Source organism: Pantoea sp. SGAir0418, from assembly GCF_043529865.1.
This window is the reverse complement of the sequence record NZ_CP027911.1, coordinates 1,868,550-1,883,439: the sequence shown is the minus strand read 5'-3', so window position 1 is coordinate 1,883,439 and position 14,890 is coordinate 1,868,550. Positions and strand designations below refer to the sequence as shown.

Sequence of the window (14,890 nt, the reverse complement as noted above, 5' to 3'; positions counted from 1 at the left end):
GGGAATTTATGGCCTATTTCATCGATCGGCGTCTTAACGGCAAGAATAAAAGTGCGGTCAACCGGCAGCGCTTTTTGCGCCGTTATAAGTCGCAAATCAAACAGTCGATCTCCGAGGCCATCAACAAGCGTTCGGTCACCGACGTGGAGAGTGGCGAATCGGTGTCGATTCCTATCGACGACATCAACGAGCCGATTTTCCATCAGGGGCGCGGCGGCAGCCGCCATCGCGTGCATCCGGGGAACGACCACTTTGTGCAAAACGACCGCATTGAGCGGCCGCAGGGCGGCGGTGGTGGCGGCAGCGGTCAGGGCAATGCCAGCCAGGACGGAGAAGGTCAGGACGAGTTCGTGTTTCAGATATCGAAGGATGAGTACCTCGACCTGCTATTTGAAGATTTAGCGCTGCCTAACCTGCGCAAAAATCAGCATCGCCAGCTCAATGAGTACAAAACTCACCGCGCGGGCTTCACCTCGAATGGCGTGCCGGCCAACATCAGCGTGGTACGCTCGCTGCAAAACTCGCTGGCGCGACGAACCGCCATGACCGCAGGCAAACGTCGTATGCTGCACGAACTGGAAGCCACACTGAGTGAAGTCGAAAACAGCGAGCCGGCGCAATTACTGGAAGAGGAGCGGCTGCGTAAAGAGATTGCGGAACTGCGGGCGCGCATTGAGCGCGTGCCGTTTATCGACACCTTTGACCTGCGTTACAAAAATTTCGAGAAGCGGCCTGAACCGTCCAGCCAGGCGGTGATGTTCTGCTTAATGGACGTTTCCGGCTCGATGGACCAGGCGACCAAGGATATGGCGAAACGCTTTTATATCCTGCTCTATCTGTTCCTCAGCCGGACTTACAAAAACGTCGATGTGGTGTATATCCGTCACCATACTCAGGCGAAAGAAGTCGATGAACAGGAGTTCTTCTACTCGCAGGAGACCGGCGGCACTATCGTCTCCAGCGCGCTTAAGCTGATGGACGAAGTGGTGAAAGAGCGTTATGACCCATCGCAGTGGAATATCTATGCGGCGCAGGCCTCGGACGGCGATAACTGGGCGGATGACTCACCGTTGTGTCATGAAATTCTGGCGAAGCATATTCTGCCGGTGGTGCGCTACTACAGCTACATTGAGATTACCCGACGGGCGCACCAGACCCTGTGGCGCGAGTATGAGCATCTGCAGGCGATGTTTGATAACTTTGCCATTCAGCACATCCGCGAGCCGGAAGACATCTACCCGGTATTTCGTGAACTTTTCCATAAACAGGTCGCTGAAGCCTGAGTTTACCAGCCGGTCACCGACCGGCTTTTTCTTTACCCCGCCCGGCTTAACCCCTCTGAAAACCCTGCTGTTTTTCTGTGCGGATTTAACCTTCTATGGGATAGCACGCCACAGAATGAAAAAATGTGCAATTAACCGCTGACAAGCTATTGATAAGGCATTATCTTTTCACCTTGTCTGTGTGAATTGCCCGCAATTTGCTTTTTTATGCCCCGCCGCAGGAGAACGCCGTTGAATGCCAGCATGATTTACAGTTTGTTCATTATTGGTTCCGTGCTGGTCGCAGCAAGTATTCTGCTGAGCTCCTTCTCGTCGCGTCTCGGCATCCCGATTCTGGTGATCTTCCTGGCGCTGGGGATGCTGACCGGCGTGGACGGCATCGGCGGTATTGCCTTTGATAACTATCCAGTGGCCTATCTGGTGTCCAACCTGGCGCTGGCGATTATTCTGCTCGACGGCGGCATGCGCACCAAGGCCAGCTCGTTCAAGGTGGCGCTTGGTCCGGCGCTGTCGCTGGCCACCGTTGGCGTGATGATTACCGCCGGCCTCACCGGTCTGGCTGCCGCCTGGCTGTTTAAGCTCGATCTGATGCAGGGCTTCCTGATTGGCGCCATTATCGGCTCGACCGACGCCGCAGCGGTGTTTTCACTGCTGGGCGACAAAGGGCTTAACGAGCGCGTCAGTTCCACGCTGGAGATTGAATCAGGCAGCAACGATCCGATGGCGGTGTTTCTTACCATTACGCTAATCGACATGATCCAGCAGGGGCAGAGCGGCCTGAGCTGGATGTTTGTGGTGCATCTGGTGCAGCAGTTCGGCCTTGGCATTGTGCTCGGACTGGGCGGCGGCTGGGCGCTGCAGCAACTGATCAACCGCATCAGCCTGGCACAAGGGCTCTATCCGCTGCTGGCGCTGAGCGGCGGCATCATTGTGTTTGCCCTGACCACGGTGATGGAAGGCAGCGGCATTCTGGCGGTGTATCTGTGTGGTTTTCTGCTGGGCAACAGCCCGATTCGTAACCGCCACGGCATTCTGCAGACTTTCGACGGCATGGCCTGGCTGAGCCAGATTGGTATGTTTATCGTGCTCGGCCTGCTGGTGACGCCGTCTGACCTGTGGCATATCGCGCTGCCGGCGATGATTCTCTCACTGTGGCTGATTCTGGTGGCGCGTCCGCTGTCGATTCTGGTCGGGCTGCTGCCGTTTAAAGGCTTTACCGGACGTGAACGCATCTTTATCAGCTGGGTAGGCCTGCGCGGTGCGGTGCCGATTATCCTCGCGGTGTTCCCGATGATGGCCGGGCTGGAGAATTCAAAACTCTACTTCAATATCGCCTTCTTCGTGGTTCTGGTATCTCTGATGCTGCAGGGCACGTCGCTGGGCTATGCCGCTAAACGGGCTAAGGTGGTGGTACCGCCGACCGCGTCGCCCATCAGCCGCGTCGGGCTGGATATCCATCCGGAAAATCCGTGGGAGCAGTTCGTTTATCAGCTCAGCGCCGACAAATGGTGCGTTGGCGCCGCGCTGCGCGATTTGCAAATGCCGCGCGAAACGCGCATTGCCGCCCTGTTCCGCGATAACGCGCTGATGCACCCCAACGGCAATACGCGTCTGAAAGAGGGTGACGTGCTGTGCGTTATTGGCCGTGAGCGCGATTTGCCGGCGCTGGGCAAGATGTTCAGCCAGACGCCGCCGGTGGCGCTGGATCAGCGCTTCTTTGGTGACTTTATCCTTGATGCCGAGGCGCGCCTGCGCGATGTCGCGCAGATCTATGGCCTGGAGCTCGATGAAGAGACTAACGATCAGCAGTCGCTCGGCCAGTTGATTATGGGTCTGCTCGGCAGCACGCCGGTGGTGGGAGATCAGGTCGAGTGGAACCAGCTGACGTGGACGGTGGCGGAAAAAGAGGATAACCAGATCGTCAAAATCGGGGTGCGCGTGCGGGAAGAGAAGGAATAATCCGAGGCCGTATCGCTCGTAAACTGCGTGTCAGCGTCTATGATCACTATTCCACCCAGCAAACGGGAGAAGATGATGGGACACGTGGTGAAGATTGGTCGTTACGAGATCGTCGATGCAGTAATGGATGTGGAGAAGCTGGATACCGTCGGCATCCCCTGCCATACCAACCCCGGCCTGAGTTATCAGCTCGACGGCTGGGATCATGAAACTAGCGTACCGGCGTGGATTGATGGCGAACCGGTTGATCTGCAAATCGGCCACTATGACAAGCAGCAAGACCGCTGGGTATTGAAAAAACCGGCCTGATATTTTCCTCACCGCCATTCACTTTGACTGGCGGTCATTCCGAAAAGTAGTCTTAAAATAGTCTGTCATTTCACGGCACCTTTTACTTTTATTATTATTTTTCAAGAAATTAGCTGGCCTGTACTTTAATCAAATATTGTTTTTTCAGACTCTTTCCATATTAACTCTGTCAAATAACTCCTGCATACTCTTAAACGTTGCTGCAGCTTTTCGTGACGTAAATCACGTCTCAAACGGCCCTTTCCATGCAGCGCTTATGGCAGCACTGACTCATATCTCGCTGAATATTATTTTATTTCTGCTTTCAGCGGACGACTCCTGAGCGCGTACTTGATTCTGGTCAGGCCATCTTTTACTTAAGAAAAGAGAGCAGGTTTTATGGCAAGTACATTGGTAATGAACGATGCAACCCGCTCGTGGAGCGGACTGCGCAAAAATCTCATCGCGAAAGTGGCACTCAGCTTTTCGGATTTAATTGCACTGAACCTGGCATTATTTTTATCCGCGGCCACCGTCCAGGGTATTTGGGGAGAACTGGACAGTTTTATTCCGCCGCAGCAAATTGAATACCGCTTTGTCGCACAGTTAGGTCTGTCAGTGCTGTGCACAGCCTGGTTCTGGGTGCGTATGCGCCACTACACCTACCGCAAACCGTTCTGGTTTGAGCTGAAAGAAATCGTCAAAACGCTGTTTGTGTTTTCGCTGCTGGATCTGGCGCTGATTGCCTTTTCCAAATGGGACTTCTCGCGCATGGTGTGGGTATTTAGCTGGACTTATGCCCTGCTGCTGCTGCCGCTGATGCGAGCCGGCGTGAAGCGTGCCATCAATCGCGCTGGCCAGTGGCAAAAAGAGACCATTATCATCGGCTCCGGTAAAAACGCCATGGAAGCCTACGCAGCGCTGCAGAGCGAGGAGATTCTGGGCTACAACGTGCAGGCGTTTATCTCGCTGGATGATGAGCCTCACCAGGAAAGTGTTAACGGCGTGCCGGTTATTACCTGGAAAGACATCAACTGGCAAACCATGGACCGCGACAACACGCAATTTATCGTCGCCACCGAATTTGAACAGCAGGTGGTGCGCGATAAATGGCTGAAGTTTTTGTCCAAGATGAAATGCCGCTCAATTTCGGTTATCCCTACGCTGCGCGGTGTGCCGCTGTATGGCACCGATATGTCGTTTATCTTCAGCCATGAAGTGATGATCCTGCGCGTCAGTAACAACCTGGCGAAACGCTCCTCGCGTTTCCTCAAGCGCACCTTCGACGTAGTGGTTGCCTCGCTGCTGCTGCTGTTTCTTGCCCCGGTATTCGGTCTGCTGTGCTGGATGGTAAAACGCGATGGCGGCAATGCCATTTATGGCCACGAACGCGTCGGTCAGGATGGCGTGAAGTTTAAGTGCCTGAAGTTCCGTTCAATGGTGACCAACTCGCAGGAAGTGCTGCAGAATTTGCTGGCCACCAGTGCCGAAGCGCGCGCTGAGTGGGATCGTGATTTCAAACTGAAGAATGATCCGCGCATCACCAAAATCGGTGGCTTCCTGCGGAAAACCAGCCTAGATGAACTGCCCCAGCTGTGGAACGTGATTCGCGGCGAAATGAGTCTGGTGGGACCGCGTCCGGTGATTGAAGCTGAGCTGGAACGCTACGCCGGCGATGTCGACTACTATCTGATGGCCAAACCAGGCATGACCGGTCTGTGGCAGGTCAGCGGGCGTAACGATATTGACTACGACACGCGCGTCTATTTTGACTCCTGGTACGTGAAGAACTGGGCGCTGTGGACCGACATCGCCATTCTGTTCAAAACCGCTGGCGTGGTGCTGCGTCGCGACGGTGCTTACTGATACCCTCGACGCGATGTCTGCGCCGTCCCGGCAGACATCGCCTTTTCGTTTTAGCCCTTTCTTTTTGGCCGCAGACTCATTACCCTTCTCGCCTGTTTAACAGGACGTTACTGGTTCGTAATGCAAAAGTTTACCCTACTTCTTTTGAGCCTGGTGCTGCTGGCACCGCTGGGCATCGATCTCTACCTCCCCACGCTGCCGCAGATTGCCGAAGGTCTTAACAGCCCGGTCAGTCTGATCCAGACCACCATTCCGCTGTTTTTGCTGGTGATGGGTATCGGTCAGCTGGTCACCGGTCCGCTGGTGGATAATTTTGGCCGTAAGCCGATCGCGCTGATCGGCCTCGCGCTCTACATCATCGGCAGCGCAGTGGCCGCAACCGCCACCGTCTGGCCGGTGTTCTTCCTGGCGCGCCTGATTCAGGGCTGCGCGGTATGCTGTAGCGCGGTGGTGGCATTTAGCGGCGTGCGCGATCGGCTGAGCGGCGATGCCGCGGCGCGCGCTTATGGTTTCCTCAATGGCGCGCTGAACATCGTGCCGGCGCTGGCACCGCTGCTCGGCGGTATTCTGGCGGAAGCCTATGGCTGGCGTGCGCCCTTCTGGTTCCTGTGCGGCTATGCGCTGGTGATTGGCGTCATTGTGGTGGTCGCACTGCCGGAAACGCGCCCGGCGGACACGCTGCGCGTCAAAGGACTGCCGCTGGCGCAGTATGCTGCCATCGCCCGGCAGCCGCGCTTTCTCGCTTTCGCCTTTGCCAACGCGGGCGCGCTCGGCATGGTGCTGACCTACGTTTCGCTGGCGCCGCACGTGTTGATGACCGAAGGTGGCCTGACGCCGCTGCAGTTCTCATTTGCCTTTGGCGCCAACGGTTTCTGGATCATGCTGGTCAGCGCCTTTGTTAATAAAACCATTCGCAAGGCGGGCCGCCCGTTTTGTCTCGCCATGGGGTTTGTCACCATGCTGCTCGGTGCGCTGCTGCTGGTGGCGGGGATGACGTTGTTACCTGCGGCCTGGCAAACCCACTGGTCGCTGTACATGATTCCGGTGGCGATCTCGGTGGCCGGCCTGGCCTTCACCGTCGGTCCGGCCACTAGTTATGCGCTGGAGCCGTATCAGCAGCAGGCGGGTGTGGCGGCGGCGTTGCAGGGATTTATTCAGATGGCGGGTGGTGCGGGCGGCAGCCTGGCGATGGTGGCGCTGCCGGTGGCAGAGAAATCAGCGTTAGCGCTGATGATGCTGGTGGGTGCAGCGCTGGCGCTGATCGCCTGGCGCTGCAGTAAGAACATGCGTGGTACAGTGACGGCGCTTAACTAAGCGTGACCGGGACGCGCGGCGCGAGCGCGCACATCAGCTCGTAGCCTACCGTTCCGGCGGCTTTCGCCACCTCATCAATTTTCACCTCGTTACCCCACAGCTCCACGCGCGATCCGATACCCGCCTGCGGGCAGGGTTCGAGGTCAATCATCATCATGTCCATCGAGATCGCCCCAAGCGTTTGCGTGCGGATGCCATCAACGCTGACCGGCGTACCGGTCGGCGCATGGCGCGGATAGCCGTCAGCATAGCCACAGGCCACAATACCGATACGCTGTGGCGCGGCCGCGTGGTAGCGGTAACCGTAGCCAACACCCTCGCCGGCACCGATCTGCTGTATGCCAATAATTTCACTGCTGAGCGTCATTACCGGCTGCAGACCGGTACTGGCGATATCCTGCCAGTCGCCGCTCGGTGACGCGCCGTAGAGAATAATCCCGGGCCGCACCCAGTCAAAATGCGCCTGCGGATGCCACAGCGTGGTCGCTGAGTTGGCAAGCGAACGCGGACAGTTCAGCCCTTCCGCCGCCTGTTCGACGCGCTGCATCGGTTCCACCAGCCCCTGCGGGTTTTCCGCATCGGCAAAGTGCGCCATCAGCGTCATTTCCCCCACGTTGGGCAACGCACGCAGCTTGTGCCAGGCCGCCTGTGCCTGTTCCGGACGAAAACCGAGACGGTTCATGCCGCTGTTGATCTTCAGATAAACATCGACTGGCGCCGACAGCTGCGCCTTCGCCAGCGCCTGAATCTGCCAGTTACTGTGTACGCTGGTGGTCAGGCGATAGCGATCGATCAGCGTCAGGTCATCGGCGTGAAAGAAGCCTTCCAGCAGCAGAATTGGCTTTTTCCAGCCCTGCTCGCGCAGCAGGATCGCCTCTTCCATATTCAGCAGCGCGAAACCATCGGTTTCCGCCAGACTCTGCCATACGCGGGCAATGCCGTGGCCGTAGGCATTGGCCTTCACCACCGACCAGACGCGCGCGTGCGGTGCCGCCTGACGCACAATCGCCAGATTGTGGCGCAGCGCCTGTTGATTAATGGTGGCACCCGTAGGACGTGACATGTTTTTACTCTCCCTGAAGTATCAGCGCGTCGCGCTGGCATTACGCAGCGGCGATGCCGGGGCCGCAAAGCCCGGCAGATAACGCAGCACCGACAAGTCGTCGGCGGCGATGGCCGGTTTACGTCCCGAAATCAGATCGGCCAGCAACTGGCCGGAACCACAGGCCATCGTCCAGCCCAGCGTACCGTGCCCGGTGTTCAGCCAGAGATTAGTCAGCGGCGTGCGCCCGACAATTGGCGTGCCATCCGGCGTCATCGGGCGCAGTCCGGTCCAGAACGTAGCCTGTTCAACATACCCGCCTTCAGGATAGAGATCGCGGACCACCATCTCCAGCGTTTCACGTCGTGCCGGCAACAGTTTGGTGTTAAAACCAACGATTTCGGCCATGCCACCGACGCGAATGCGGTCATCAAACCGCGTCACCGCCACTTTATAGGTCTCATCCAGGATGGTGGAGACCGGCGCGCCCTGCGGATCTTTGATCGGGATAGTCAGGGAATAGCCTTTCAGCGGATAGACCGGAATCGACACGATGTCTTTCAACAGCGCCGTGGAGTAAGAGCCAAACGCCACGACGTAAGCATCGGCTTTGATGACCTCATCGCCGCACTTCACGCCATAGATGCGATTGCCTTCGCGCAACAGCTGATCCACTGACGTGTCGTAACGGAAAGTGACGCCGGCTGCGGCTGCCATTGCCGCCAGCCGCTGGGTAAACAGCTGGCAGTCACCGGTTTCGTCATTCGGCAGGCGCAGGCCGCCGGTCAGCTTGTGCGCGGTACCCGCCAGCGCCGGCTCTACGCTGTGCAGCTGATGCGCTTCCAGCAGCTCATAAGGCACACCCGCTTCACGCAGCACCGCGATGTCTTTGCTGGCGCTGTCAAACTGTTGCTGCGTGCGGAACAGCTGCAAAGTGCCGCCCTGGCGCCCTTCATAGGCGATGCCGATGCTGCTGCGCAGTGCCTTCAGGCAGTCGCGGCTGTATTCGGCGATGCGCACCATACGGCCCTTGTTTTCCTGGTAGTGACGCATGTCGCAGTTGCGCAGCATATTCCACATCCACTCCAGCTGGAACTTGCTGCCGTCAAGTCGCACCGCCAGCGGTGCGTGTTTCTGAAACATCCACTTTACCGCCTTGAGCGGTACACCGGGCGCCGCCCAGGGTGCCGCATAGCCGGGCGAAATCTGCCCGGCATTGCCGGCACTGGTTTCCAACGCCGCGCCGGGCTGGCGATCGATTACGGTGACGTCATGCCCCGCCTGCGCCAGATACCACGCACTGGCTACCCCTACGACACCACTACCCAGAATGACTACGCGCATAAGCCCCTCATCGCGAAAAGCATAATTAACTGGTATCACCATCGGGTTTAGCATAACCCGATGGCTGAACTGATATTACATTCGACCCTTTCATTTCACATGTTTTTCACTTAACTGCACACTGAAATCATGCACTCGCGCCAAAATCAGAGTTTTTTGTGCCTTAAAAGCGTTAACCAGCGAATTATTATGCGAAAGGCAGAGCATCTCACTTTTTTCAGGAGAAAGCGCCGCAGTCATATCGCGTGCTTATAAACAGGATTTAATGCTGCAATTTATCACTCAGATAACACATAACCTTATTAGCTACCAAAGCACGCCTATTATGATGATTTTGTACCAAAAGAATTCGATTGAGTTCCCGCATCGGATAAGCGACAGTGGACTATCATTGAAGTGTTCGCTCAGTTTTTTTGGGCTGTCTTTCTCAGGATGAAGCCTTAAACGATCGTGACAGGTGACACTCTGTTGCCTGCCGCTTGCAAAACAGAGGTGCGCTATGACGACAATGTTTGACGAGCCAACCCGCAACAGCAAACGACTCAGTGACGGTCCCGACTGGACCTTTGAGCTGCTTGATGTCTACCTGGCGGAGATCGACCGCGTGGCCAAAAGCTATGGGCTCGATACCTACCCGCACCAAATCGAAGTGATCACCTCCGAGCAGATGATGGATGCGTACTCCAGCGTGGGGATGCCCATCAATTATGCCCACTGGTCGTTCGGCAAGAAGTTCATCGAAACCGAGCAGCGCTATAAACATGGTCAGCAGGGACTGGCGTATGAAATCGTCATTAACTCGAATCCCTGTATCGCTTACCTGATGGAAGAGAACACCATGACCATGCAGGCGCTGGTGATGGCGCACGCCTGCTATGGCCACAACTCTTTCTTCAAAAACAACTACCTGTTCCGCAGCTGGACCGATGCCAGCTCAATTGTCGATTATCTGCTGTTCGCGCGTAACTACATCTCTGATTGCGAAGAGCGTTATGGCGTGGAAGAGGTCGAGCGACTGCTGGACTCCTGTCATGCGCTGATGAACTATGGCGTCGATCGCTATAAACGCCCGCAAAAGATTTCGCTGCAGGAAGAGAAAGCGCGGCAGAAAAGCCGGGAAGAATATCTGCAAAGCCAGGTCAATACGCTGTGGCGCACCCTGCCACGCAAAGAGAAAGAGTTTACTCAGGTCGAGGCGGCGCGCTATCCCTCTGAGCCGCAGGAAAACCTGCTGTACTTTATGGAAAAGAACGCGCCACTGCTGGAGTCGTGGCAGCGTGAAGTGCTGCGCATTGTGCGTAAAGTCAGCCAGTATTTTTACCCGCAGAAACAGACCCAGGTGATGAATGAAGGCTGGGCGACCTTCTGGCACTACACCATCCTGAATCACCTGTACGATGAGGGCAAAGTGTCGGAACGCTTTATGATGGAGTTCCTGCACAGTCATACCAACGTGGTGTATCAGCCGCCGTATAACAGCCAGTGGTATAACGGCATCAACCCGTATGCGCTGGGCTTTGCCATGTTCCAGGATATCAAGCGCATCTGTCAGTCGCCAACCGAGGAAGATCGCTACTGGTTCCCGGACATCGCCGGCTCCGACTGGCTGAAGACGCTGCATTTCGCCATGCGCGAATTTAAAGACGAGAGCTTCATCAGCCAGTTCCTGTCGCCGAAAGTGATGCGGGATTTCCGTCTGTTTACGGTGATGGACGACGATCGCAATAACTATCTTGAGATTGCCGCCATTCATGATGAGGCGGGATATCGTGCGATTCGTCAGCAGCTGTCAGCGCAGTACAATCTGAGCAATCTGGAGCCGAATATTCAGGTGTACAACGTTGACCTGCGCGGTGACCGTTCGCTGACGCTACGCTATGTGCCGCAGCAGCGCGCCCCGCTCGATAAGAGCCGTCGCGATGTGCTGAAGCATGTGCATCGGCTGTGGGGTTTTGATGTCAATCTGGAACAGCAGAACGAAGATGGCAGCGTGGAGCTGCTGGATCGCTGTCCGGCGCGCGGACCGGCGCTTTGAGAGGAAGATAAAACGCGCAGGGTTGCGCTGGACCTGCCGCATCGGCTGCTGCCGGGCCAGGTCCTCGCGCCGCTACGCGGTACCTGCGGCGTTTACGTTACGCCTTACGGACCGGCCGGTATCGGTCATCCTGACCGGCCCGGCCTGATTCCCGCTTCCCACGGGAATCTCCTGGCGCAACGTAAAAGCCTCAGCGCTGCGGATTGCCCTTGCATCAGCCGACGCGTCAGGTCAGTCAAAATTGTGCCCGGCTAAAACCGTACCTGGCAGGGCAAACTTAACGCTTACTGCTCAAATCATCCGGCATGCTTTTCTGCATACTGTGCCAGATTTCACCGCTGCGGCGGCCGTAGTTACGCACGCTGTCGACGATCTGATCCTGCGTCGGCTGTTTGCCACACAGATCCGCCAGCTGACGATAGAAGTTACGCGCCAGTTCACGCGCTTCCGGATTCGAGAAGTAATGGCGGCCAACGCGGGTGTACAGCCCTTTCAGACCGTTGAGAATCAGGCCGTAAATCGGGTTGCCGGAAGCAAAGGCCAGGCCGCGAAACACGCGGTAATCCAGCTCGGTATAGGCTTCAGCCTGATCTTCCTCGCTCAGCGCACTCTCCAGCACTTCACGCGCCTTATCCGGATGATGGCGCAGCGCGCGGCTGATAAAGATTGACGCGATATTGGTACGCACTGACAGCAGGTTATCAATTAACTGCGGCACACTGTCGTGGTCAAGACGGGCGAGCGTTTCGAGGATATTAAGACCAGACGTTTCCCAGAAATCATTGACGCGGGTGGGTTTACCATGCTGAATGGTCAGCCAGCCATCACGAGCCAGCCGCTGCAGCACTTCACGCAGAGTGGTGCGGGTCACGCCGATCAGTTCAGAAAGCTCACGTTCGGCAGGAAGAATCGATCCCGGCGGAAAACGGCTGTTCCAGATGCTTTCAATTATGTACTCTTCAGCGAATCCTGCAGGGCTCTGTGCCTTAATCACCATAGCATTTATTTCTCGTTGCTTTCTTTGTCGTAATAGCACTCATCATACCAGAGGGGTCATAGCGGAAATAGCCTGCCAGCGGATTAAAAGCGCGCGCTGGCGCAAAATTCAGCAGCTGCGCAGCGAAAAAAGCCGTGGGTTACGCTGCGCTTGCGTGGGCGCTTTTGATGCCGTGTGCTAAAAGCCACGATTTTTTGGCGTGGATCAGGGATAAGTCATTTTTATACATGATTTTTTCCGCCTGCCTGGCTGGCACGGGTACGCTTTTGGTTTACACTGCGATGCATTAACGGCTACGGGAAAAGCAATATGTTGCGATACTTGAATCAATGCTCACGCGGACGCGGTGCCTGGTTATTAATGGCCCTGACCGCCCTGGTTTTTGAACTGGTTGCGCTGTTCTTTCAGCACGTGATGGGACTGCAACCCTGCGTAATGTGTATCTATGAGCGTTGTGCGCTGTTTGGCGTCATGGGCGCCGGCCTGGTGGGTGCAATTGCGCCTAAAACGCCGCTGCGCTGGGCCGCCATCGCCATCTGGCTCTACAGCGCTTATGAAGGGGTACGCCTCTCTTATGAGCACACCATGATTCAGCTGCATCCCAACCCGTTTGTGACCTGCGATTTTGCTGCTCGCTTCCCGAGCTGGCTGCCGCTGGATAAATGGCTGCCGGCGGTATTTGTCGCCAGCGGTGACTGCGCCGAACGCGGATGGACTTTCCTGACCTGGAGCATGCCGCAGTGGATGATCGTGATTTTTGCCGCTTATCTGCTGGTGGGCATTCTGGTATTGATTGCGCAACCGTTCAAAGCGAAACGTCGCGATTTGTTTGGTCGCTGAGTCCCAGTCAAAATACGTCTCAGACAAAACAGGCAGCCGCGGCTGCCTGTTGCGTTATCAGCCGTTCCGATCCGGCCGGTCTATAATGTGTTCTTCCCAGTCGCGCACTTCACTCTCGCGCACCGCGATGTATCGCACCGAAATACGCTGAGCATGCATCGCTTTCTTCGACCCGGCAATCAGCGGGTGCCACGCCGGCAGCGTTTTGCCCTCCCCTAACAGCCGGTAAGCGCAGGTGCGCGGCAGCCAGTTAAAGGTGGTGAGATTCTCGCGCGTCAGCTTAATGCAATCTTCTTCGTACTCGAAGCGACGCTCATAATTGCGGCACTGACAGGTCTTGATATTGAGCTGATTGCAGGCGACGTTGGTGAAGTAAATCTCATCGGTATCCGCATCCTGCAACTTATTCAGACAGCACTGTCCACAGCCGTCGCACAGCGATTCCCACTCTGCGTCGTTCATTTGGTCCAGGCGTTTAGTCTGCCAGAAAGGTTGGTCGGTCATGATAGCGGTCCGGGTTGAGCAACAAGACCGCACCTTATAAAGCTTCAGGTGCGGTGATGCAAGTATTACAGTACGCGGGTGCTGATACCGTGACCGGCCAGCGACACTTCCAGCTTATCGCCGGAGCGCAGCGGGCCCACGCCTTCAGGCGTACCGGTCAGCACCACGTCACCGGCGCGCAGCGTGAAGTACTGGCTCATGTAAGCAATCAGCGGCAGAATTTTGTGGATCATATCTGCCGTGGTGCCGTGCTGGCGCACCTCGCCGTTAATGACCAGCTTGAGTTCGGCGTCCTGCGGATCGACGCTGAATTCAGCCGCCGGAATAAACCCGGACAGCGGACAGGAGTTATCGAAACTCTTGGCGCGCTCCCATGGCTGACCGGCTTTCTTAAACCCGGCCTGCAGATCGCGCAGCGTTAAATCCAGCGCGACGCCATAACCGGCAATCGCTTTCGCCACGTGCTCCTCACTGGCCTGCTTCAGAGTGGCGCCAATCAGCACCGCCAGCTCCACTTCATGATGCACCTCACCAAAGCTGGCCGGGATCGACAGTGGCTGCCGCAAATCACACACCGCGGTTTCCGGTTTGATAAACACCACCGGCTCACTCGGGGTGGCACTGCCCATCTCTTTAATATGCTTTGCATAGTTGCTGCCGACGCACACCACTTTGCTGACCGGATAATCCAACAGCGCGCCCTGCCAGTTACGATGCTGATACATGCTAATCCCCTGCTTGAGTTGTGATTGGTGCCAGCCGCGCTGGCGAAGATGTCTCATCAGCCGCCGGAGCGTGGCAGGCTGCTGAGCACTATATTAGCGGGTTTATCGCGGAGCACGTGACGGAAAGCGGCAAAAGCCGTTCCCCAGTTCATCAGGTCCGCCGCTTAAGACAACGATTATTGCCCACAATAATGGGTTAAGGTGAGCAGTTAAATTAATGCCGAAGCACTGATTATATTTACAGGATATATTTTTACAAATGAATCTGAATTAAACTTTTTTACCCTGTTCAAGATGAATGTTGAGCAGACTTTCAACCGGTGGTGGGATCTGCAAATAATAACCTTGTTCGCTTAAACCCTGCTTCACTTTATTGATGTCAGCGTTGGCCAGCCTGTCGCGCTGGTCGAGCGACAGCACCATCGCCAGCTGCGGCTTACCAAAGCCGCGCAGCAGTTCTTCCGGGACGCGCGAAAAATCGTCTTTTTTTTCTACATACAGATAAGTCTGGTCGCGTTGCGGGCTTCTATAGATCACACAAAACATATTTTTTACTCGAATTAACTAAGGGCGTCACTTGCCTGAATATAGCAGTAACTATAACATGCTTGCAGAACTTCGAATATTGACCCGCGGGTGTTAATGACGATTTTATCGGCGTTTACTTCAGGGTCGTAAAACAGGACTGAGTCA

At 56.1% G+C, this 14,890-nt stretch carries 13 protein-coding genes; 7 read left to right on the top strand and 6 right to left on the bottom strand.

The features are described from left to right. Positions 1 to 8 precede the first annotated feature (8 nt). The 5 genes from C1N84_RS08635 (at position 9) to C1N84_RS08615 (ending at position 6,710) form a co-directional block, all read left to right on the top strand. Positions 9 to 1,283, top strand: a complete 1,275-nt coding sequence (locus C1N84_RS08635) for a YeaH/YhbH family protein (RefSeq protein ID WP_058757723.1) — start codon at positions 9 to 11, stop codon at positions 1,281 to 1,283. Positions 1,284 to 1,514: 231 nt separating this feature from the next. Further along, the gene (locus tag C1N84_RS08630) at positions 1,515 to 3,242 is read left to right on the top strand and encodes a potassium/proton antiporter (RefSeq protein WP_021510055.1); all 1,728 of its coding nucleotides are present in this window, start codon (positions 1,515 to 1,517) and stop codon (positions 3,240 to 3,242) included. Between the two features lie 75 nt (positions 3,243 to 3,317). Next, positions 3,318 to 3,551, top strand: coding sequence for a DUF1480 family protein (locus C1N84_RS08625; protein ID WP_021510054.1), 234 nt, complete (start codon positions 3,318 to 3,320; stop codon positions 3,549 to 3,551). A gap of 378 nt (positions 3,552 to 3,929) precedes the next feature. Continuing rightward, on the top strand, positions 3,930 to 5,396 hold the full coding sequence (wbaP, locus tag C1N84_RS08620) for an undecaprenyl-phosphate galactose phosphotransferase WbaP (protein ID WP_058757724.1): 1,467 nt from the start codon (positions 3,930 to 3,932) through the stop codon (positions 5,394 to 5,396). A 120-nt stretch (positions 5,397 to 5,516) separates the two neighbouring features. Next, complete coding sequence (locus tag C1N84_RS08615; RefSeq protein ID WP_159378116.1) at positions 5,517 to 6,710, top strand: multidrug effflux MFS transporter; 1,194 nt, start codon at positions 5,517 to 5,519, stop codon at positions 6,708 to 6,710. On the opposite strand, the gene dadX is transcribed toward C1N84_RS08615, so the two are convergent. Together dadX and C1N84_RS08605 are read right to left on the bottom strand one after the other, a co-directional pair. Continuing rightward, positions 6,703 to 7,773 carry a catabolic alanine racemase DadX gene (dadX, locus tag C1N84_RS08610; RefSeq protein WP_058757726.1) on the bottom strand — a complete coding sequence of 357 codons (1,071 nt, stop codon included), beginning with the start codon at positions 7,771 to 7,773 and terminating at the stop codon, positions 6,703 to 6,705. The two genes, C1N84_RS08615 and dadX, sit on opposite strands and share 8 nt — an antisense overlap. 21 nt (positions 7,774 to 7,794) lie before the next feature. After that, positions 7,795 to 9,096 (bottom strand): D-amino acid dehydrogenase, encoded by a 1,302-nt coding sequence (locus tag C1N84_RS08605; protein ID WP_264443355.1) that lies wholly within the window; start codon positions 9,094 to 9,096, stop codon positions 7,795 to 7,797. 499 nt (positions 9,097 to 9,595) lie between these two features. On the opposite strand from C1N84_RS08605, the gene C1N84_RS08600 reads away from it, so the two are divergent. After that, positions 9,596 to 11,131: a SpoVR family protein gene (locus C1N84_RS08600; RefSeq protein ID WP_031280208.1), complete on the top strand. Its 1,536-nt coding sequence runs from the start codon at positions 9,596 to 9,598 to the stop codon at positions 11,129 to 11,131. Between the two features lie 277 nt (positions 11,132 to 11,408). Here the strand turns inward: C1N84_RS08600 and fadR are convergent, their stop codons facing one another. Next, positions 11,409 to 12,128: a fatty acid metabolism transcriptional regulator FadR gene (gene fadR, locus C1N84_RS08595; RefSeq protein ID WP_058757728.1), complete on the bottom strand. Its 720-nt coding sequence runs from the start codon at positions 12,126 to 12,128 to the stop codon at positions 11,409 to 11,411. A gap of 309 nt (positions 12,129 to 12,437) precedes the next feature. On the opposite strand from fadR, the gene dsbB reads away from it, so the two are divergent. Further along, positions 12,438 to 12,968, top strand: coding sequence for a disulfide bond formation protein DsbB (dsbB, locus tag C1N84_RS08590; RefSeq protein WP_040679952.1), 531 nt, complete (start codon positions 12,438 to 12,440; stop codon positions 12,966 to 12,968). Between the two features lie 57 nt (positions 12,969 to 13,025). Here the strand turns inward: dsbB and C1N84_RS08585 are convergent, their stop codons facing one another. The 3 genes from C1N84_RS08585 to C1N84_RS08575 form a co-directional block, all read right to left on the bottom strand. Beyond that, entirely contained in the window at positions 13,026 to 13,472 is a 447-nt protein-coding gene (locus C1N84_RS08585; protein ID WP_021510046.1) for a YcgN family cysteine cluster protein, read from the bottom strand. Between the two features lie 65 nt (positions 13,473 to 13,537). Then, on the bottom strand, positions 13,538 to 14,197 hold the full coding sequence (locus C1N84_RS08580; protein ID WP_021510045.1) for a fumarylacetoacetate hydrolase family protein: 660 nt from the start codon (positions 14,195 to 14,197) through the stop codon (positions 13,538 to 13,540). Between the two features lie 270 nt (positions 14,198 to 14,467). Continuing rightward, positions 14,468 to 14,743 (bottom strand): YcgL domain-containing protein, encoded by a 276-nt coding sequence (locus C1N84_RS08575; protein ID WP_021510044.1) that lies wholly within the window; start codon positions 14,741 to 14,743, stop codon positions 14,468 to 14,470. Between the last annotated feature and the right edge of the window lie 147 nt (positions 14,744 to 14,890).

Bases quoted from the DNA above. Each gene is read 5' to 3' on its own strand.
- C1N84_RS08575 (WP_021510044.1), bottom strand. From the start codon at position 14,743: ATGTTTTGTGTGATCTATAGAAGCCCGCAACGCGACCAGACTTATCTG.
- C1N84_RS08600 (WP_031280208.1), top strand. From the start codon at position 9,596: ATGACGACAATGTTTGACGAGCCAACCCGCAACAGCAAACGACTCAGT.
- fadR (WP_058757728.1), bottom strand. From the start codon at position 12,128: ATGGTGATTAAGGCACAGAGCCCTGCAGGATTCGCTGAAGAGTACATA.
- C1N84_RS08635 (WP_058757723.1), top strand. From the start codon at position 9: ATGGCCTATTTCATCGATCGGCGTCTTAACGGCAAGAATAAAAGTGCG.
- wbaP (WP_058757724.1), top strand. From the start codon at position 3,930: ATGGCAAGTACATTGGTAATGAACGATGCAACCCGCTCGTGGAGCGGA.
- dsbB (WP_040679952.1), top strand. From the start codon at position 12,438: ATGTTGCGATACTTGAATCAATGCTCACGCGGACGCGGTGCCTGGTTA.
- dadX (WP_058757726.1), bottom strand. From the start codon at position 7,773: ATGTCACGTCCTACGGGTGCCACCATTAATCAACAGGCGCTGCGCCAC.
- C1N84_RS08585 (WP_021510046.1), bottom strand. From the start codon at position 13,472: ATGACCGACCAACCTTTCTGGCAGACTAAACGCCTGGACCAAATGAAC.
- C1N84_RS08615 (WP_159378116.1), top strand. From the start codon at position 5,517: ATGCAAAAGTTTACCCTACTTCTTTTGAGCCTGGTGCTGCTGGCACCG.
- C1N84_RS08605 (WP_264443355.1), bottom strand. From the start codon at position 9,096: ATGCGCGTAGTCATTCTGGGTAGTGGTGTCGTAGGGGTAGCCAGTGCG.
- C1N84_RS08580 (WP_021510045.1), bottom strand. From the start codon at position 14,197: ATGTATCAGCATCGTAACTGGCAGGGCGCGCTGTTGGATTATCCGGTC.
- C1N84_RS08625 (WP_021510054.1), top strand. From the start codon at position 3,318: ATGGGACACGTGGTGAAGATTGGTCGTTACGAGATCGTCGATGCAGTA.